At 70.0% G+C, this 18521-nt stretch carries 18 protein-coding genes and 1 riboswitch; of the genes, 9 read left to right on the top strand and 9 right to left on the bottom strand.

What is annotated here, in order from left to right; genetic code table 11:
• Positions 1–134: 134 nt before the first annotated feature.
• Positions 135–1472 (bottom strand): MATE family efflux transporter, encoded by a 1338-nt coding sequence (locus tag ACF061_RS09590; protein ID WP_392266272.1) that lies wholly within the window; start codon positions 1470–1472, stop codon positions 135–137.
• Positions 1473–1930: 458 nt separating this feature from the next.
• On the opposite strand from ACF061_RS09590, the gene dnaB reads away from it, so the two are divergent.
• Together dnaB and ACF061_RS09580 are read left to right on the top strand one after the other, a co-directional pair.
• The gene (gene dnaB, locus ACF061_RS09585) at positions 1931–3409 is read left to right on the top strand and encodes a replicative DNA helicase (protein ID WP_392266271.1); all 1479 of its coding nucleotides are present in this window, start codon (positions 1931–1933) and stop codon (positions 3407–3409) included.
• 362 nt (positions 3410–3771) lie between these two features.
• Positions 3772–5160, top strand: coding sequence for a serine hydrolase domain-containing protein (locus ACF061_RS09580; protein ID WP_392266270.1), 1389 nt, complete (start codon positions 3772–3774; stop codon positions 5158–5160).
• Between the two features lie 66 nt (positions 5161–5226).
• Here ACF061_RS09580 and ACF061_RS09575 read toward each other — a convergent pair whose 3' ends face one another.
• Positions 5227–5679, bottom strand: a complete 453-nt coding sequence (locus tag ACF061_RS09575) for a GNAT family N-acetyltransferase (protein WP_392266269.1) — start codon at positions 5677–5679, stop codon at positions 5227–5229.
• A 39-nt stretch (positions 5680–5718) separates the two neighbouring features.
• Positions 5719–6183 carry a MarR family winged helix-turn-helix transcriptional regulator gene (locus ACF061_RS09570; RefSeq protein WP_392266268.1) on the bottom strand — a complete coding sequence of 155 codons (465 nt, stop codon included), beginning with the start codon at positions 6181–6183 and terminating at the stop codon, positions 5719–5721.
• A 139-nt stretch (positions 6184–6322) separates the two neighbouring features.
• On the opposite strand from ACF061_RS09570, the gene ACF061_RS09565 reads away from it, so the two are divergent.
• Positions 6323–7528: an MFS transporter gene (locus tag ACF061_RS09565; RefSeq protein WP_392266267.1), complete on the top strand. Its 1206-nt coding sequence runs from the start codon at positions 6323–6325 to the stop codon at positions 7526–7528.
• Between the two features lie 89 nt (positions 7529–7617).
• Entirely contained in the window at positions 7618–8040 is a 423-nt protein-coding gene (locus tag ACF061_RS09560) for a heme-binding protein (protein ID WP_392266266.1), read from the top strand.
• Between the two features lie 79 nt (positions 8041–8119).
• On the opposite strand, the gene ACF061_RS09555 is transcribed toward ACF061_RS09560, so the two are convergent.
• From ACF061_RS09555 to ACF061_RS09535, 5 genes are all read right to left on the bottom strand, one after another.
• Positions 8120–8986 (bottom strand): GNAT family N-acetyltransferase, encoded by an 867-nt coding sequence (locus ACF061_RS09555; protein WP_392266265.1) that lies wholly within the window; start codon positions 8984–8986, stop codon positions 8120–8122.
• Between the two features lie 198 nt (positions 8987–9184).
• Positions 9185–9667 (bottom strand): NUDIX domain-containing protein, encoded by a 483-nt coding sequence (locus ACF061_RS09550; protein ID WP_392266264.1) that lies wholly within the window; start codon positions 9665–9667, stop codon positions 9185–9187.
• A gap of 87 nt (positions 9668–9754) precedes the next feature.
• Positions 9755–10660 carry a LysR family transcriptional regulator gene (locus ACF061_RS09545; protein ID WP_392266263.1) on the bottom strand — a complete coding sequence of 302 codons (906 nt, stop codon included), beginning with the start codon at positions 10658–10660 and terminating at the stop codon, positions 9755–9757.
• A gap of 282 nt (positions 10661–10942) precedes the next feature.
• Positions 10943–12118, bottom strand: coding sequence for a cystathionine gamma-lyase (locus ACF061_RS09540; RefSeq protein WP_392266262.1), 1176 nt, complete (start codon positions 12116–12118; stop codon positions 10943–10945).
• 99 nt (positions 12119–12217) lie between these two features.
• Entirely contained in the window at positions 12218–12595 is a 378-nt protein-coding gene (locus ACF061_RS09535; RefSeq protein WP_392266261.1) for a phage holin family protein, read from the bottom strand.
• A 48-nt stretch (positions 12596–12643) separates the two neighbouring features.
• Here ACF061_RS09535 and ACF061_RS09530 point away from each other — a divergent pair, with 48 nt between their 5' ends.
• The 4 genes from ACF061_RS09530 (at position 12644) to ACF061_RS09515 (ending at position 14950) form a co-directional block, all read left to right on the top strand.
• Positions 12644–12961 carry a cupin domain-containing protein gene (locus tag ACF061_RS09530; RefSeq protein ID WP_392266260.1) on the top strand — a complete coding sequence of 106 codons (318 nt, stop codon included), beginning with the start codon at positions 12644–12646 and terminating at the stop codon, positions 12959–12961.
• A gap of 146 nt (positions 12962–13107) precedes the next feature.
• Positions 13108–13320, top strand: coding sequence for a DUF5326 family protein (locus tag ACF061_RS09525; protein ID WP_392266259.1), 213 nt, complete (start codon positions 13108–13110; stop codon positions 13318–13320).
• 194 nt (positions 13321–13514) lie between these two features.
• Positions 13515–14414 carry an IclR family transcriptional regulator gene (locus ACF061_RS09520; RefSeq protein WP_392266258.1) on the top strand — a complete coding sequence of 300 codons (900 nt, stop codon included), beginning with the start codon at positions 13515–13517 and terminating at the stop codon, positions 14412–14414.
• A 98-nt stretch (positions 14415–14512) separates the two neighbouring features.
• The gene (locus ACF061_RS09515) at positions 14513–14950 is read left to right on the top strand and encodes an SsgA family sporulation/cell division regulator (RefSeq protein WP_392266627.1); all 438 of its coding nucleotides are present in this window, start codon (positions 14513–14515) and stop codon (positions 14948–14950) included.
• A 90-nt stretch (positions 14951–15040) separates the two neighbouring features.
• On the opposite strand, the gene ACF061_RS09510 is transcribed toward ACF061_RS09515, so the two are convergent.
• Positions 15041–16438, bottom strand: a complete 1398-nt coding sequence (locus ACF061_RS09510; RefSeq protein ID WP_392266257.1) for a YibE/F family protein — start codon at positions 16436–16438, stop codon at positions 15041–15043.
• Between the two features lie 71 nt (positions 16439–16509).
• Positions 16510–16687: riboswitch (TPP riboswitch) on the top strand.
• Here ACF061_RS09510 and thiC point away from each other — a divergent pair.
• Positions 16680–18503 carry a phosphomethylpyrimidine synthase ThiC gene (thiC, locus tag ACF061_RS09505; protein ID WP_392266256.1) on the top strand — a complete coding sequence of 608 codons (1824 nt, stop codon included), beginning with the start codon at positions 16680–16682 and terminating at the stop codon, positions 18501–18503. (Overlaps the previous riboswitch by 8 nt.)
• Positions 18504–18521: the final 18 nt, after the last annotated feature.

The raw sequence follows: 18521 nt of genomic DNA, 5'->3' as shown, positions 1-18521 counted from the left end.
TCGTGTCCCGGGCGGGTCGGAGTCAGGTGCACGTGGCAGCACGTTTCACGTGAAACAGCGTGGCTGCGGTCGGCGTCTTACGGGGAACGATGCGAAGCGACGGTGCACGAGGCGAGGCCGTGCGGCTCTGCCGCTCAACGCGTCGCGCCCGTGACCAGCCAGCGGCCCGAACGGGCACGCAGCCACAGAGTGAGCATGCGTACGGCCATCATCAGCGTCATCGCTCCCCACAGGGCGGTCAGACCACCGCCGAGCACGGGCACCGCGAGTGCGGCCGGAGTGAAGACCGCCAGGGTGATCAGCATGGCCCCGGCCAGATAGGGGCCATCGCCCGCACCCATCAGCACGCCGTCGAGGACGAAGACGACACCGCAGATCGGCTGGGAGAGCGCCACGACCAGCAGCGCCGGCAGAGCGGTGTCCTTCACCGTGGAGTCGCCGGTGAACAGCGGCAGGAACACCGGACGCGACACGATCACCAGGAGCCCGAGGAGGACCCCGACCGCGATGCCCCACTGCATCATGCGGCGGCAGACTCCACGGGCACCCTCGGTGTCCCCGGCGCCCAGGAAGCGTCCGATGATGGCCTGCCCGGCGATCGCGATGGCGTCGAGCGCGAAAGCCAGCAGAGACCACAGGGACAGGATGATCTGATGCGCGGCGATGTCCGCGTCACCGAGGCGCGCGGCGACCGCTGTGGCGATCATCAGGATGGCCCGCAGGGAGAGCGTACGGACCAGCAGGGGGATGCCGGCCTGCGCGGACGTTCTGATGCCGGCGGCGTCCGGCCGGAGGGAGGCGCCGTGTCTGCGGGCTCCGCGGACGACCACGGTGAGGTAGACGGCGGCCATGCCGCACTGGGCGATGACGGTGCCCCAGGCGGAGCCGGCCACGCCGAGCCCGGCGCCGTAGACGAGGCCGGCGTTGAGGCCGGCGTTGACGATGAAGCCGGCGACGGCGACGTAGAGCGGCGTCCTCGTGTCCTGCAGTCCGCGCAGGACGCCGGTCGCGGCGAGCACGACGAGCATGGCGGGGATGCCGAGGGAGGAGATGCGCAGGTACGTCGTCGCGTACGGAGCGGCCGTGTCCGAGGCGCCGAAGAGGTCCACCAGGCCGGGCGCGGCGGGAAGGGCGACCGCGATGACGACGCCGCCGAGCACCAGCGCCAGCCAGACGCCGTCCATGCCCTGTCGGATGGCGGCTCGGAGATCACCCGCGCCGACGCGCCGGGCGACGGCGGCAGTGGTGGCGTAGGCGAGGAAGACGAAGACGCTGACAGCCGTCGTCAGCAGGGCCGAGGCGACTCCGAGTCCGGCGAGTTGAGCCGTGCCGAGATGGCCGACGATCGCGCTGTCGGCCATCACGAAGAGCGGCTCGGCGACGAGCGCGCCGAAGGCCGGGACGGCCAGCGCGGCGATCTCTCGGTCGTGCTGTCGCCGCGGGTCCGGACGGCGTGCGGGGGCCTGTGTCATGGGCATCAATCTAGTCGTCCACAGGTAAGTGATGCAATGCGATATAGACCCTTACTGTGCGTCTTGGCCTGCGCACGTGTGCGCATCGTTCGAAGCGAACTCGGCCCGAGTGGCGAAGTTTTTCTTCTGCACAAGCGGTGGACGGGAAAGCAGCAGGTCAGAGGGGTCTTGTGGAAAGCGGCGAGGGCTTGTTCACAGTGCTGTCCACCGGGTCGTGCACAGGTTTCGCCGAGTTCTCCACAGCATCGGGCCGCTCGTCCACATGGCCTGTGGATAACCAGATTGGCTGACGGTGCCCGGGGGCCTACCGTGGTCCGGCGCCTGCTCCGTCGACCGGATTCCAAACCGTCGCAAACCGACCTGTCGGAAGCGGAGTCGGGCTTCCCGATTTGTCAGTGCCGTGCCGTAGAAAAGAGGGCACGGCGAGGTCCGCTCGGCGGACGGGAGGAGGTGGCTCGGTGAGCATTTCCGAGCCCTTGGACGACCCGTGGGCCGACAGCGGGCCCAGCGATCGTCTGCCCGCCTCCCGGCGGCGCCCCGACGGCGGCCGCGGCCGGGACGAGCAGCACGACCGCGGCGGGGACAACGGGACCTGGGACGGCGGGGGCTCGTCCTTCGAGCGTGTCCCGCCGCAGGACCTCGACGCGGAGCAGTCCGTCCTCGGCGGCATGCTCCTGTCCAAGGACGCCATCGCCGACGTCGTCGAGATCCTCAAGGGCCACGACTTCTACAAGCCGGCGCACGAGACGATCTACCAGGCGATCCTCGACGTCTACGCCAAGGGTGAGCCGGCCGACCCCATCACCATCGCCGCCGAGCTCACCAAGCGCGGCGAGATCAACAAGGTGGGTGGCGCTTCCTACCTGCACTCACTGGTGCAGACCGTGCCCACGGCGGCGAACGCCGCGTACTACGCGGAGATCGTCCACGAACGGGCGGTGCTGCGCCGCCTGGTCGAGGCCGGCACTCGCATCACCCAGATGGGGTACGCCGCCGACGACGACGTCGACGAGATCGTCAACCGCGCCCAGGCCGAGATCTACGCGGTCACCGAGCAGCGCACCAGCGAGGACTACCTGCCGCTGGGCGACATCATGGAGGGCGCGCTCGACGAGATCGAGGCCATCGGTTCGCGCAGTGGGGAGATGACCGGTGTGCCCACCGGCTTCACCGACTTCGACTCCCTGACGAACGGTCTGCACCCCGGCCAGATGATCGTCATCGCCGCTCGCCCCGCGATGGGCAAGTCGACGCTCGCGCTGGACTTCGCACGGGCCGCTTCGATCAAGCACAACCTGCCCAGCGTCATCTTCTCGCTGGAAATGGGCCGCAACGAGATCGCGATGCGTCTGCTGTCGGCGGAGGCCCGCGTCGCCCTGCACCACATGCGCTCGGGCACGATGACCGACGAGGACTGGACGCGGCTGGCCCGCCGGATGCCCGACGTCTCCGCCGCCCCGCTCTACATCGACGACTCCCCGAACCTGTCGATGATGGAGATCCGCGCCAAGTGCCGGCGCCTGAAGCAGCGCAACGACCTCAAACTGGTCGTCATCGACTACCTCCAGCTGATGCAGTCCGGCGGTTCCAAGCGCGCCGAGAGCCGCCAGCAGGAGGTCTCGGACATGTCCCGGAACCTCAAGCTGCTCGCCAAGGAGCTGGAGATCCCGGTCATCGCGCTCTCCCAGCTCAACCGCGGACCCGAGCAGCGCACCGACAAGAAGCCGATGGTCTCCGACCTGCGTGAGTCCGGGTCCATCGAGCAGGACGCCGACATGGTCATCCTGCTCCACCGTGAGGACGCCTACGAGAAGGAGTCGCCGCGCGCCGGCGAGGCGGACCTGATCGTCGCCAAGCACCGAAACGGCCCGACCGCCACGATCACGGTCGCCTTCCAGGGCCACTACTCGAGATTCGTGGACATGGCGCAGACCTGACCGTCCCTGCCACGTGTCGCCGAGCTCTGACGCACGCCGGATCAGGATCGGACACGACACGGAGCTGAAACGGGCAGGCCGTGACTGACCGTCACGCTTACCTGTGAAGCAGGGAAGTCGTCTCGCCGTCAGCGTGTCGACGAGGGCGCTGGGCCGTGGGCGGCAGGCACTCGGCGAGCAGGTCCACGATGTCGCGCCAGGCCCGCCCCGCGTGCTGGGGGTGGAGCCCGGTCGGGCCGGCCGTCACCTCCGGCCGATGGATGGCTCTGGTCCTGGTGGAGTACATCGCCCCGGACCGCCGGCCGTCCCCACGTCGGTGAAATCGGTTCGACGTGTGCGGGAGGACCGGATGGACTGGGGGCATGACGACGACTTCTCAGGACGAACTGCTGCCCGGCACGCGCCGGGCTCTGTCGCACCGGATCGCCGTGGCCCAGACGGAAGGGCGGGCGCCCTCGCTCGTCGCGGCGGTCGTGCGGGACGGGCGAACGGTGTGGCAGGGCGGGCGGACATCGGTGGCCGGTCACGCGCCGGACGAGAACACCCAGTACCGCATCGGTTCGATCACCAAGACCTTCACCGCCGTACTCGTCCTCCGGTTGCGGGACGAGGGCGTACTCGACCTCGGGGATCCGCTGGAGAAGCATCTGCCCGGCACCGGTGCCGGGGAGGCCACGATCGCCGAGTTGCTGGCGCACACCGGCGGCCTGGCCGCCGAGTCGCCCGCACCCTGGTGGGAGCGAACGCCCGGGAGCCTGCGCCCCGGACTCGCCGACGTACTGGGCGAACAACCGCTGCGGCATCCGGTCGGCCGGCGGTTCCACTACTCCAACCCCGGTTACACGCTGCTGGGCGCGCTCGTCGAGAAGCTGCGCGACGCTCCGTGGGAGGACGTGCTTCGGCGGGAGGTGCTCGAGCCTCTGGGGCTGCACCGCACCAGCGCACAGCCCTGTGCGCCGCACGCGGGCGGCTGGGCGGTGCACCCCTGGGCCGACGTGATGCTGCCCGAACCCGTGGAGGACCTCGGCCGGATGGCTCCGGCCGGACAGCTGTGGTCCACCACGGGGGACCTGGCCCGGTTCGCGGCCTTCCTCGCGCGGGGCGACGACCGTGTCCTGAGCGTCGAGTCGCTGCGGGAGATGCGTACTCCGTCGGCTCCGCCCGAAGGGGCAGACGTGGTGGCCGGATACGCGTACGGGCTGGGGCTGGAGTCGAGGCGGTCGGGCGAGCGGCTGCTCGTGGGGCACTCGGGCTCGCTGCCGGGCTTCCTCGCCTCCCTCACCATCGCGCTGGAGGACGACGTGGCCGCCGTGGTGCTGGCCAACTGCACCTCCGGCGTGTCACCGGCCGCCGTGGGCGCCGACCTGGTGCGCATCGTCGCCGACGCCGAACCGCGGATTCCGGAGCCCTGGCGGCCGTTGCGGGCCGTCGAGCCCTCGGTGCTGGAGCTGGTGGGGCAGTGGTACTGGGGGACGCACGGCTTCGGTCTTCGGCTGACCACCGACGGGTTGCTGTCCCTGGAGCCGCTCACCGGCAACGGGCGTGGGTCGCGGTTCCGGGCGAACGGCGACGGCACCTGGACGGGGCTGGAGGGGTACTACGCGGGAGAGCCGCTGAGGGCCGTACGGCGGGCCGACGGTTCCGTGGACCACCTGGACCTCGGATCGTTCGTGTTCACCCGTCAGCCGTACGACGAGGGCTCTTCGGTACCCGGCGGTGTGGACCCGGAGGGATGGCGCGGTATCGGGTAGGGCCCGGGGGCACCAAGAGGCTGATGGGCCGTTTCACGTGAAACGGCCCCCGCACGGCCCCCGCGTTCACAGGGACAGCTTGAAGCCCACGTGGGACGCCTCGAACCCCAGCCGCTCGTAGAAGCGGTGGGCGTCGGTGCGTGTGCTGTCCGACGTGAGCTGTACCAGTCGGCATCCCGCCCGCCGGGACGCGTCGATCGCCCACTCGATGAGCTGCGTGCCCAGGCCGCTGCCGCGCTCGTCGGTGTGGATGCGCACGGCTTCGATGATCGACCGGGTGGCTCCGCGCCGGGACAGCCCGGGAATGACGGAGAGCTGGAGTGTTCCGACGATCCGGCCCTCCCGCACGGCGACCACCAGTTGCTGGTTCGGGTCGGCGCTGAGGCGTTCCAGCGCGGCCAGATACGGCGCGAGGTCGTCCGGCGACTCACGCCGGGCGCCCAGCGGGTCGTCGGCGAGCATCGCGACGATGGCGGGCACGTCGTCCGCGACAGCGGTGCGTATGTCGAGATCTCCCATACCCGGCACCCTATGCGCGGCGGCCGGCCCGGTAGGCGATCACACGGAAGCCGGCTCGTGCGGCGACTCGACGACCCGGACCAGGGGCGCCAGCTCCGGGTTCTTCGCGGCCTCGTCGAGTGCCTCCCGCAGGGCTGCGTCGTTGGTCGGCCGGGCTTCCTCCAGGAGCGTGAGGCCGGCCGCGGTGACGTTGGTGTAGATGCCGCGGCGGTCGGTGGGGCAGAGGTACCGCTCGAGCAGACCCCGGTCCTCGAGCCGGGTGACGAGCCGGGTCGTGGCGCTCTGGCTGAGGACGACCGCGTCGGCGACCTGCTTCATCTGAAGATGGCCGCCCTCGTCGTCGTGCTGACGGCTGAGCACGTCGAGCAGCGAGTACTCGCGGACGCTCAGGTCGTGCTTCGCCTGCAGGGCGCGCTCGATGTGCGCCTCGAGCCTCCCGTGCAGCAGCGAGAGGGCGCACCAGCCCTGGGCGAGGGCGGTGAGCGAGGGGTCCGTCGCTGTCATGGGCGTTTCCTCCATCCCGTGGGGCTGCTAACAGGATAGAGCAACGGCGCAATAGACAGCGGTTGCATTAGCCCGCGCTTGCAATTATTGTTCAAGCTGTTTAGGCGCATCAGCAATCGTCTGGGAAGGGTTGTCCCCCATGCCTCTCGCGCTTCTGGCCCTCGCGATCGGGGCCTTCGGAATCGGCACGACCGAGTTCGTGATCATGGGGTTGCTCCCCGAGGTCGCGAGTGACTTCGGGGTCTCCATCCCCACGGCCGGTCTGCTGGTGACCGGCTACGCGCTGGGCGTCATGTTCGGTGCCCCGCTGATGACCGCGCTCGGCACCAGGATCTCCCGCAAGCGGATGCTGATGCTGCTGATGGGGCTCTTCATCGCCGGGAACCTGCTCTCGGCGCTGGCTCCCGTCTTCTCGGTCATGCTGATCGGTCGTGTGGTCGCGTCACTGGCCCATGGCGCGTTCTTCGGCATCGGCTCGGTGGTGGCGGCCGAACTGGTCGCCCCGGAGAAGCGGGCCGGCGCCATCGCGATGATGTTCACCGGACTGACGGTCGCCAACGTCGTGGGCGTCCCGCTCGGCACGCTGGTCGGCCAGTCCGCCGGATGGCGCGTCACCTTCGGCGTCGTCGCCGGACTCGGTGTGGTCGGCCTTGTCGGCATCGCTCGGCTGGTCCCCGAACTGCCCAGGCCGCAAGGCGTGCACCTGCGGCACGAGATGGCCGCTCTGAAGAACGCCCAAGTGCTGCTGGCCATGGCGATGACCGTCCTCGGCTTCGGCGGGGTCTTCGCGGCCGTCACCTACATCGCTCCGATGATGACCCGCGTCGCCGGTTTCTCCGAGGGCTCCGTCACCTGGCTGCTGGTCCTCTTCGGCCTGGGCATGGTCGCCGGCAACCTCGTCGGCGGCAAGTTCGCCGACCGGGCCCTGATGCCCATGCTGTACGTCTCGCTGAGCGCCCTGGCCGTCGTCCTCGCGCTCTTCACCCTCACCGCGCACGACAAGGTCGCGGCGGCCGTCACCATCGTTCTGATCGGCGCCCTGGGCTTCGCGACCGTACCGCCCCTGCAGAAGCGCGTCCTGGACCAGGCGCACGGCGCTCCGACACTGGCCTCGGCCCTCAACATCGGCGCCTTCAACCTCGGCAACGCCCTCTCCGCCTGGCTGGGCGGCATCGTGATCGCGGCCGGCTTCGGCTACACCGCGCCCAACTGGGTCGGCGCCGTCCTCGCGGCAGGAGCCCTGGTCCTCGCCATCCTCTCCGCCGCGCTGGAACGCCGGGACAGCACCGCCGGCACGTCCCTCGCCGCCGCCCCGGTGGAGCAGCCGACTCCCGTCCGGCACTGATCCGGCACCGGACGGCGCGGACCCGGGGAAGCACCCCGCCCCGTCCCGCCCCGAACTGCCCGTAACACCCTTTTCGAGGAGAACCCCCCATGAGCACCACCACCGCCGCGGTACCGCTGACCACCCAGGAGGCCGAGGCCCTGGTCACCGCGGCCCGGCGTGCGGCCGAGGCCGCCGGCGTCGCGGTCAGCGTGACCGTACTGGACGCGGGCGGGCACCTGCTCGCCTTCCGCCGTGACGACCGGGCCGTCCTCATCTCCGGAGAGACGAGCACCCGCAAGGCCTACACCGCCCTCCAGCTGGATGCCGCCACCGCCGACCTCGTGGCCGCCGTGCAGCCGGGAGGCTCCTTCCACACCCTGCCCACCGCGCTCGACCGGCCGCTCCTGTTCATCGCGGGCGGTGTGCCCGTGCGGCGTGACGGCCGTCTGATCGGCGCCGTCGGTGTGGGCGGCGGCGCACCGGAGCAGGACCACGGCTTCGCCGTCGCCGCGGTGGAGACGCTCGCCTGACGAAGTCCCCCGACGATGCGCGCCGGTCCCTTCGGAGGTGGAAGGGACCGGCGTTCACGCTCTCGGGAGCGCCGGTCGCTCAGCCGGCCGCCACGGTCAGCGGAGCGAACCGGCGGGTCCAGTCCCCGGGCAGCTCCGGGGCGCCGTACATCATGACGGAGTTGAACGCGATGGACCTCAGACCGCGTTGTTTCACCCAGTCCAGCAGTTCTCCGTGGCGTACGTCGATGTCGGTGCGCAGCGGGCGGTCGGTGCGGGCGGCGATGGCGGTGACGAGGGCCTTGGCGGTCCTGGTGTCCCTGGCGATCAGCGGGCCCACGACATGGGTGTCCATGTTGGGCCAGGCCGCCGTGTAGCCGATGATCCGGCCGCTGTCCTCGGCGACCAGCAACTGGTCGGCGAACGCGGGCAGCCGGGTGATCAGGGGAGTGCGGTCGGAGCCGAACACCTCCTCGTCCAGTTCGAGGATGCGGGTGAGGTCCTCGGCGGTGGCCGCCCTCGTGGCGACGGGAGACCGTGCCTCCTCCGACGTGAAACGGCCGAGCACCATCTCCGCCCGGCCGGTGACCTTGAAGCCGAGTTCCTCGTACAGCGGCCGGCCATGGGGCGTCGCGTGCAGGGTCAGCGGTGTGGTGCCCATCCGCGAGACGACATGACGCATCAACCGGCGTCCGACGCCCTGACGGGCGTGCCGCTCGGCGACCAGGACCATGCCGATGGCGCCCAGATCAGGACGGTCCCGCGGACCGTACTCGGTGACGACGCAGGCGGCCACGAGTCCTCCGTCCGGATCGTCGATGCCGTATCCCGTCCCGGCGGTGAGGAGGAAGTTCCACTTGTGCTCTTCGCGCTGCCACCCCCGGTTCTCGGACAGGTCCGCACAGGCGGTGCGATCGCGGAGCGTCAGGCGGCGGATGGGCAGGGCGGCAGGGGAAGGAGTCGACACGCAGGTCAGGCTGTCCGACCGGCACCGTCGGCGTCCACCCGTTTCAGGAGAGACGTACGTGCTTTTGGTCATGCCGTGAGCGCTTCCACAGCCTGCGGGCAGGTGCAGGGTGTTTCACGTGAAACACCGAGGGGCGCCGTTGCGGCCATGGTCCCCCGAGAGACCCGCGCAGGCGCGGGGTCCGTCGCTGCCCTGCCGTCAGCCGAGGTCCGGGGCGTGCATGGCCCGGACGCCCTCGATGTTGCCGTCCAGGTAGTGCCGCAGTGACAACGGCACGAGATGGACCGAGGCGATGCCGACCCGGGTGAACGGCACACGCACGATCTCGTACTCGCCGACGGGTTCCTCCACTTCGGGGCCGTGCCGTAGGGAAGGGTCCATCGACTCCAGACGGCAGACGAAGAAGTGCTGCACCTTGACGCCGGTCGCACCACCGTCCGCACCGATGTGCTCCACGGTGTCCACGAAGCAGGGCACCACATCGGTGATCTTGGCGCCGAGCTCTTCGTGCACCTCCCGGTGCAAGGCCTCGATGACGCTGGTGTCCCCCGGCTCGACCCCGCCACCGGGAGTGACCCAGTAGGGATCGACACCGGGCTTGGTGCGTTTGATCAGAATCAGGTCGTCACCGTCGAGCAGAACGGCGCGGGCGGTGCGCTTGACCACGGGTCGGACGGTCATGGGAGAAATGTGGCCCAGCCGGTTCCACGTGAAACATCGTGAATCGTCACCGGACGAGTTCGGTGTGCGACGGCCCCGGAGGAAGGCTCAGCACCAGTGGGAGGCCGCGCGCAGCAGCCACTCGTGGGCCCGCGCTATGTGCGGCATCGCCAGCGTGCCGGTGCGCACCACCAGGAAGTATGTGCGCAGGGGCGGAACCGCCGGCTCATGAAGGGCCACCACGTCCCCCCGCGCCAGTGCGGGGGCGCACAGATAGCGAGGAAGCACCGCGAGCCCGGCACCCGCCGCCGCACAGGCGAGGACCGCGCGCAGATCGGGGACGATCACGGTCCCGGCCGCGCTGGGCCGGGAGTCGAAGACCGAGGTCCAGTAGCGGGAGACGAAGGGCATCGACTCGTGGACCTCGATCACGGGGATGTTCCTCGGGACCAGCCCTCCTTTGGCCCGCGGCCGCCCGGAACCGGTTTCCCCGGCCCAGCGCGGGGCGGCGACCAGGACGTGCTCCTCGTCGCAGAGCGGAGCGGCCGTGAGCAGACGGCCGCGCGGCCGGACGGTTCCGATGGCCAGGTCATGGTGGCCGGCGGACAGCCCGTCCAGGACTTCCTCGGCGTTCCCGAACGAGGCGCGCAGGGCGAAGCCCTGTCCGTCCTCGCCGGTCAGCGCGGTCAGCGCGGGCAGCGCCCGTTCGGCGGTGAACTCGGGTGGCCCCGCCAGATGCAGGGTGCGCACGGAGGACTCGTCGTCGAGGCCCGACTCGGTGATCTCCACCAGGGCGTCGAGGTGCGGCGCGGCCTTGTGGGCGAGTTCGTCACCGATGGACGTCGGTGTCACACCACGGGCCTGGCGCAGGAACAAGGGGCGGCCGAGCTGCCGCTCCAGTGTGCGGATCTGCGAGGTGACGGCCGGCTGGGACAGGCCGAGCAGCGCCGCCGCGCGGGTGAAGGAACCCGCCCGGTGCACGGTCACGAACGTACGAAGCAACGCCAGGTCCACGGCCCGACCTCCCTCCCGGCGCCCCTGGGGCCTTTGGTACGGATCAGGCCGGATCCGCGGACGAGACCCTGGCCCCGGTCCTGTGGGCCGCGCTCAACTATAAATATGTCGATAGGTCTCTGTCGCTACCGTGATTGGACACTGACGACGAGTCAATTAGCCTTGTCCAGGCGGTTCTTCGTGCGGTTCTTCGTACGGAGCCGAGGGCGGTCCGAGCCACGAGGGGGGAGGCTTGGACCGTCCGCCGTCCGCGGCCAGGCCGGTCCGGCCACGCGGAGGCGGTCAGTCCGCCGATGTGTCCAGCGCGCTCAGTACGTCGGCCAGCAGATCCGCCGGGTCCTCGGCGCCGACGGACATCCGGATGAAGCCCTCCGGCACCGCGTCGCCGCCCCAGCGCCCGCGCCGCTCGGCCGTGGAGCGCACTCCGCCGAAGCTCGTCGCATCGTCCACGAGCCGCAGCGCGTCGAGGAAGCGCTCGGCCCGCGCGCGTGTGGGCAGCGTGAAGGACACCACGCACCCATAGCGCCGCATCTGCCGCGAGGCGACTTCGTGCGAGGGGTCTTCGGGCAGTCCCGGGTAGCGCAGCCCCGTCACCTCGGGGCGCTCCCGCAGCGCCTCGGCGAGCGCCAGTGCGGAGGCGTTCTGCCGCTCCACGCGCAGCTGCAGGGTGGCGATCGAGCGATGCGCGAGCCAGGCCTCCATCGGTCCGGGGATCGCTCCGACGATCTTGCGCCAGCGGCGTACGGCCGCCATGGCCCCGCTGTCACGGCCGGTGACGTACCCCAGCAGGACGTCGCCGTGCCCGGTGAGCTGCTTGGTGCCACTGGCCACCGAGAAGTCCGCGCCGAGCTCCAGCGGCCGCTGCCCCAGCGGCGTCGCGAGTGTGTTGTCGACGGCGACCAGGGCGCCCCGCGCGTGCGCCGCACCGACCAGCCGTCGGATGTCGCACACGTCGAGCCCCGGGTTCGAGGGGGACTCGATCCACAGCAGTCGGGCGCCGTCCAGCACGTCGAGCTGGGCGTCCCCGCCGGTCGGCGCGGTGCGCACCTCGATGCCGTACGCCTCCAGCTGGGTGCGCACCAGCGGCAGGGCCTGGTAGCCGTCGCCGGGGAGGACCACGGCGTCGCCGGCGCGCAGCTGGGAGAAGAGCACCGAGGAGATGGCGGCCATGCCGGAGGCGAACACCAGCGTCTCGGCGTCGTCCCGGCCGGGCGCCTCCAGCTCGCCGATGGCGCGCTCCAGCAGCGTCCAGGTGGGGTTCTCGTCCCGGCCGTAGGTGTAGGGCCCCGTCGGGTCGCCCGGCAGATGGAAGTGGGCGGCGAAGACCGGTCCGGGAAGCGTCGGCTCGTGCTTGACCGGCTCGGGGAGACCGGCCCGCACCGCGCGCGTGCCGTCACCGGCGCGGACTCCGCTCTCCTGTCGCGTGCCGTCCGTGTTGTCCGCAGCGGAATCGCTCATGCCGCCCGTCCTTCCCGTGCTCTCGTTCTGCGGCGATCAGGCCCTGACTCGCCGCCTCCAGCCTCTCAGAGCGTGTCACCGCGCCGTGTGGTCGGTCGCTCAGTCCTCGTCCGGCAGGACCATGTGCAGTGCCCAGGAGACGACCGAGATGATCAGACCGCCGATGACAGCGGTCCAGAAGCCCTCGACGTGGAAGCTCAGCTGGAGCTTGCCGCTGACCCATGAGGTCAGCAGCAGCATCAGCGCGTTGACGACCAGGGTGATCAGACCGAGCGTGAGGATGAACAGCGGGAAGGTCAGCACCTTCACGACCGGCTTGACCAGGAAGTTCACCAGACCGAAGACCAGGGCGACCACGATCAGCGTGCCGGCCTCCTTCGCCGTGTTGTCGCCGGTCAGGGTGATCTTGTCGAGCAGCCAGACGGCGACCGCCAGGGCACCCGCGTTGGCGATCGTCTTGACTACGAAATTCTTCATGTGTCTGATCGTGGCAGACGAGATCGACGACGAACACGGGCGAGGGCGATGAAGGCATTCCGGCTGGACGAACTGGAGGCGGAGCGAGCCGCCAACGAGGGCGCCTACCTTCAGTTCCTGCGGGAGCGGAACGTGTCGGTGGGCCTGTACGCGCTCGACGCGGGCGACCACGACCCCCAGCAGCCGCACGGCCAGGACGAGGTGTACTTCGTGGTGAGCGGCCGTGCCTCGATCACGGTCGGCCTGGAGACGACCGAGGTGGCCCGGGGCAGTGTGGTCTACGTGCCGGCCGGCGTCGCTCACAAGTTCCATCACATCAGCGAGGATCTGCGGGTCCTGGTGGTGTTCTCTCCGCCGGAAGCCTGAGGCGTCGTCTCAGGGTTCCCTAGGGGGACGGTCAGGGGAGGACAAGGGACGCGGACGGCCCGCCGGGCCCTTGGCCCGGCCTAGCATCGGGTGCAGGACATCGACGGGACCCGGCACAGCGCGGGCGAGAGGTAAGGACGAGGGCAATGCGAGAGATCTTCGCTGGTCTGCCGTGGTGGGTGAAGTGGGTCGCGGTGCCGGTCATCGCCCTAGTCGTCTTCGGTGGGCTGATGGTGACCGTGGTCCACTTCGTGATCAGCCTGCTGTTCAAGCTGCTGGTCTTCGTGGCCCTGGTCGGCGGACTGATCTACATCGTTCGGAAGTTCATGTCGAGCTCGTCCTCGCGCAGCGACTGGTGAGCGCCGCGGGACACCGGTGACCGGTAACGGAAACCACCGGTTCCCTCGCGGGAGGGAAGTTTTCCGGACAAGCCGCCGGTGAGCGGTGACAGGCGGATAGGGTCCGGAGATCGACGCGGGGCCGGCCCCGCGGGCGGCGTACCCCCTCCCGTGTTTCCCGCACGGGCTGCCCCCACGCGCTACGGGAGTGACCCTTGGCCACGGTTGACACCGCACCCGCAGAACGGCCCGCGCCCCCCGCGCCCCGGGTGCCGTCCCGCTCCATGGCGCTGCCCGCGCAACCGCGCTCCGCACCCGCGGTGGACCGGACCCGCCCCAGAGTGCCGGAGCAGCCCCCGGCCCGGACCGCGCAGACCCTGATCGGATCGGTACAGCGCGCGATGCGGCTGCTGGAGACCGTCGCGGGGCATGAGCACGGGGCCCCCGCCAAGCAACTCGCCCGCGAGACGGGGCTCGCCCTGCCCACCGCCTACCACCTGCTGCGCACCCTCGTGCACGAGGGCTATCTGTACCGGGACAAGGGGCTGTTCTTCCTCGGTGAGGCGGCCGAGCGGCTGAGCAGCGGCGGGGCGGCGCAGAAACGTCGCAGCACGATCGCCGACACGCTCGCACAATGGCGGGATTCGATCGGTGCCCCGGTGTACTACGCCATGTACCGCGACGGCGAGATCGAGGTCATGTGCGTCTCCGACACCCCGGGCACTCCGGCCGCCGAGGAGTGGGCCAGTTTCCGGGAGACCGGTCACGCGCACGCCATCGGCCAGTGCCTGCTGTCCCAGTTGGACGAGGGCGCCCGCCGGGACCACCTCGCCCGCCATCCCGTGCGGTCCCTCACCCCGTACACGGTCCGTGATGAGCACACCCTGCTGCGCCGTGTGGACCGGGTGGGGAGGATGCAGCCGGTGACGGAGCACCAGGAGTACGCCCTGGGGACGGTCTGCGCGGCCGTTCCCCTCACGATGGGCGCCACGGCGGTCACGATGGCCCTGTCGCTCCCCGCTCACCAGGCCGGCCGGCTGCTGCCCGCCGCGCGCCAGTTGCAGATCGAGGTGGGTCGGCGGGTCGGCTCCCTCGCGCTCGCTATCAGTATCTGAAAACTCACTCCTTGTGATCCGGTGTGTACTTTCAGCAAGATGCCTCAAGTGTCACTTGGATGATTCCCGGCCAGTCGACGGCAGATGACGGGGTAGCGATGCGCGAGTCCGTGCAGGCAGAGGTCATGATGAGCTTTCTCGTGTCCGAGGAACTCTCCTTCCGCATTCCGGTGGAGCTGCGGTATGAGAGCAGCGATCCCTATGCCGTGCGGCTGACCTTCCATCTGCCCGGTGACGCCCCGGTGACCTGGGCCTTCGGCCGTGAGCTGCTGATCGACGGGGTGGGTGCGCCGTGCGGGGACGGCGATGTGCGCATCTCACCCGCCGACAGCGACTCGCTCAGCGAGGTGCTGATCCGGCTTCAGGTCGGCAGCGACCGGGCGCTGTTCCGGTCCTCCACGGCCCCGCTGGTGGCCTTCCTCGACCGCACGGACAAGTTGGTGCCGCTGGGGCAGGAAGGTTCCCTGGCCGACTTCGACGCTCACCTCGACGAGGCGCTGGACCGCATTCTGGCGGAGGAGCAGAGCGCGGGCTGAAGCGTTTCGGCAGCGGGGCGCACGCGGTGGCTTCTGGCACACCGGGTGGCCCGGGGACGCGGATCGGCGCCATCCCGCTCCGAGGTCCGGTCACCGCTTGCGACGTCTTCCCCTCCCGCCGCGCGTCGGAGCGGGCACGCCCCCCGTGGCCCGCGCCGGTCCCGGGCGGTCGGCCGAGACCACGAGCGCCGCGAGGGCCGTGGTGACCGGCACCGAGGCGACCAGACCGATCGAGCCCACCAGCGTGCGCACGATCTCCTCCGCCACCAGCTCACTGTTGGCGACGGTCGCCACATCGCTCCGCGCGATGGAGAAGAGCAGCAGCAGGGGCAGCGCGGCTCCGGCGTACGCGAGAACGAGCGTGTTGACGACGGATGCGATGTGGTCGCGCCCGATGCGGATACCCGCCCGGTACAACCCGCGGCGGCCCATCGCCGGGTTGGCCTCGTGCAGCTCCCAGACCGCCGAGGTCTGTGTCACCGTCACGTCGTCGAGGACGCCGAGTGAGCCGATGATGACCCCGGCCAGCAGCAGACCGCTCATGTCGATCGACGGATACAGGCCGTGGATCAGACCGGTGCTGTCGTCGGTGTTGCCGGTGAGCGCGGCCCAGCCGATGAACAGCGAGCCCAGGATGCCGATCAGGACCAGGGAGATCAGTGTGCCCAGCACCGCCACCGAGGTCCGGGCAGACAGGCCGTGACACATGTAGAGCGCGATCAGCATGATCGCGCTCGATCCCACCACGGCGACGACCAGGGGATTGGAGCCCTGGAGGATCGCGGGCAGGATGAACAGGTTCAGGACCAGGAAACTGATGGCCAGGGCGACCAGCGCCATGACGCCTCGGATCCGCCCCACGACCACGACGGCCAGTGCGAAGACACCGGCCAGCAGTGCCACGGGGAATCGCCGGTTGACGTCGGTGACCGAGTACTGCAGTTCTCTCGGCGCGGAGGGCTCGTAGGCGACCACCACCTCCTCGTCCTGGTGCAACTGCCGTGTCTGGTCGGGCTGCACGACCTCGGTGAACGTCCGTCCCCTGTCCTTGCCGCTGTCGACGCGGATCGTCGCCTTCTTGCAGGTGCCGGGCGTCCGTTCCGGTGCGGAGCCGTCCCCGGGGGCGGACGCGTCGTCGGCCGGCATGCCACCGGAGGCGTTCACCGACTTGCAGCTCACCTCCACCACCCGGGTGACCGTGGCCTGTTGGGTCTGCCGGTCGAAACCCACGCCGGTGCGCTCGTGCGACGGGGCGCCGCCGGGCCAGAGCACGGCCAGCCCGACCACCACCGCTGCGGCGAAGGGGATCAGGACGGCGGCGATGACTTTGCGCAGGTGTTTCGAGGCCGGGGCGGCCGGTCCGTGGCCGTGACCGTGCGAGTGGCCGTGGCCGGCCCCCTGCTCGGGCACGTGTTCCTGCCCGCTCCCGGCGGCGAGGCCGGGCCCCGGTTCGGGCGGCGGATGGGGGGACTGCTGTGTCGCGCTCACCGCCCGATCATCGCAAGAACGGCGGGGGCCCACTGTTCACCGCGCCACGAATGACGCTAGCGTGGAGGCACCTTTGCACACGCGGGAGCTCGGAGCACCGGGCTGAGAGGGCGCTGACCTTCGTCTTCGCCGTGTTTCACGTGGAACGAGCGATGTTCCACGGGATACGACGGCAGACGGGAACCGCTGCGTCGACCGCCGAACCTGTTACCGGGTAATGCCGGCGTAGGGAGTAGGTCTGATGACCAACAAGGACGCACGCACGCCTGCCTCCACACAGCTGTCCAGCGACGGGGAGCAGATCGCTCCCCGCGGGGAGGCCGGGAAGTCGATCGGCTGGCACAAGGCGTACGTCGAGGGCACACGCCCCGACCTGCGCGTGCCGGTTCGTCAGGTGCACCTCACCAACGGGCAGTCGGTCACGCTGTACGACACGTCGGGCCCGTACACCGATCCGCTCGTCGAGACCGACGTCCGCAGGGGGCTGCCGCCGCTGCGGGAGAACTGGATCATCGCCCGCGGCGACACGGAGGAGTACGCGGGCCGTCCCGTCCGACCCGAGGACGACGGGATCAAGCACACCTCGCCGCGCGGCGGCCTGCGCAATCTGGACGCGGTGTTCCCGGGGCGGCCGCGACAGCCGCGTCGTGGCCGGGACGGCGGCGCGGTGACACAGCTCGCCTACGCGCGCCGCGGGGAGATCACGCCGGAGATGGAGTTCGTCGCGGTCCGGGAGAACGTCGCTCCCGAGGTCGTCCGCGAGGAGATCGCGGCGGGCCGCGCGGTGCTGCCGGCGAACGTCAACCACCCGGAGATCGAGCCGATGATCATCGGTAAGCGGTTCCTGGTGAAGGTCAACGCCAACATCGGCAACTCCGCGGTGACCTCCTCCATCGAGGAGGAGGTGGAGAAGATGACCTGGGCCACCCGGTGGGGCGCCGACACGGTCATGGACCTCTCCACCGGCCGCAACATCCACACCACCCGGGAGTGGGTGCTGCGCAACTCCCCCGTCCCCATCGGAACGGTTCCGCTCTACCAGGCCCTGGAGAAGGTCGACGGCAGGGCCGAGGAGCTGACCTGGGAGATCTACAAGGACACGGTCATCGAGCAGGCCGAACAGGGTGTGGACTACATGACGGTCCACGCCGGCGTCCGCCTCCCCTACGTCCCGCTGACGGCGAACCGCAAGACCGGCATCGTCTCGCGCGGCGGATCCATCATGGCGGCCTGGTGCCTCGCGCACCACAAGGAGTCGTTCCTGTACGAGAACTTCGAGGAGCTCTGCGAGATCCTCGCCGCCTACGACGTCACGTACTCCCTCGGTGACGGCCTCAGGCCCGGTTCGATCGCGGACGCCAACGACGAGGCGCAGTTCGCGGAGTTGCGGACGCTCGGGGAACTCAACCGGATCGCGAAGCGGTTCGACGTACAGACGATGATCGAGGGGCCGGGACACGTCCCCATGCACAAGATCAAGGAGAACATCGACCTTCAGCAGGAGATCTGCGACGAGGCCCCGTTCTACACGCTCGGCCCGCTGACCACGGACGTCGCCCCGGCGTACGACCACATCACCTCCGGCATCGGCGCCGCGATGATCGCCTGGTGGGGCACGGCCATGCTCTGTTACGTCACCCCCAAGGAGCACTTGGGCCTGCCCAACCGGGACGACGTCAAGACCGGGGTGATCACCTACAAGATCGCCGCGCATGCGGCCGATCTGGCCAAGGGACACCCGGGCGCGCAGGAGTGGGACGACGCTCTGTCCGACGCCCGTTTCGAGTTCCGGTGGGAGGATCAGTTCAATCTCGCACTGGACCCCGACACGGCGCGGGAGTTCCACGACGAGACCCTCCCGGCGGAACCCGCCAAGACGGCCCATTTCTGCTCGATGTGCGGTCCGAAGTTCTGTTCGATGAAGATCAGTCAGAGCATCACGGAACGGTTCGGCGGCACGGCTGCCGAAGGGGCGTCGCCCGAGGAGATCGCCGAGGGGATGCTCCAGAAGTCGAAGGAGTTCGCCGCGAGCGGGAACAGGGTGTACCTGCCGCTGGCCGACTGATCGGTCCGGGACGCCATT

This window comes from Streptomyces sp. NPDC015220 (assembly GCF_043079345.1).
In the GTDB taxonomy this organism is placed as follows: Bacteria; Actinomycetota; Actinomycetes; order Streptomycetales; family Streptomycetaceae; genus Streptomyces.
Note: the sequence above shows the minus strand (reverse complement) of the source record. Positions and strands in the feature narration are given on the sequence as shown.

Bases quoted from the DNA above. Each gene is read 5' to 3' on its own strand.
- ACF061_RS09590 (WP_392266272.1), bottom strand. From the start codon at position 1,472: ATGACACAGGCCCCCGCACGCCGTCCGGACCCGCGGCGACAGCACGAC.
- ACF061_RS09580 (WP_392266270.1), top strand. From the start codon at position 3,772: ATGACGACGACTTCTCAGGACGAACTGCTGCCCGGCACGCGCCGGGCT.
- ACF061_RS09575 (WP_392266269.1), bottom strand. From the start codon at position 5,679: ATGGGAGATCTCGACATACGCACCGCTGTCGCGGACGACGTGCCCGCC.
- ACF061_RS09570 (WP_392266268.1), bottom strand. From the start codon at position 6,183: ATGACAGCGACGGACCCCTCGCTCACCGCCCTCGCCCAGGGCTGGTGC.
- ACF061_RS09565 (WP_392266267.1), top strand. From the start codon at position 6,323: ATGCCTCTCGCGCTTCTGGCCCTCGCGATCGGGGCCTTCGGAATCGGC.
- ACF061_RS09560 (WP_392266266.1), top strand. From the start codon at position 7,618: ATGAGCACCACCACCGCCGCGGTACCGCTGACCACCCAGGAGGCCGAG.
- ACF061_RS09550 (WP_392266264.1), bottom strand. From the start codon at position 9,667: ATGACCGTCCGACCCGTGGTCAAGCGCACCGCCCGCGCCGTTCTGCTC.
- ACF061_RS09540 (WP_392266262.1), bottom strand. From the start codon at position 12,118: ATGAGCGATTCCGCTGCGGACAACACGGACGGCACGCGACAGGAGAGC.
- ACF061_RS09535 (WP_392266261.1), bottom strand. From the start codon at position 12,595: ATGAAGAATTTCGTAGTCAAGACGATCGCCAACGCGGGTGCCCTGGCG.
- ACF061_RS09530 (WP_392266260.1), top strand. From the start codon at position 12,644: ATGAAGGCATTCCGGCTGGACGAACTGGAGGCGGAGCGAGCCGCCAAC.
- ACF061_RS09525 (WP_392266259.1), top strand. From the start codon at position 13,108: ATGCGAGAGATCTTCGCTGGTCTGCCGTGGTGGGTGAAGTGGGTCGCG.
- ACF061_RS09515 (WP_392266627.1), top strand. From the start codon at position 14,513: ATGCGCGAGTCCGTGCAGGCAGAGGTCATGATGAGCTTTCTCGTGTCC.
- thiC (WP_392266256.1), top strand. From the start codon at position 16,680: ATGACCAACAAGGACGCACGCACGCCTGCCTCCACACAGCTGTCCAGC.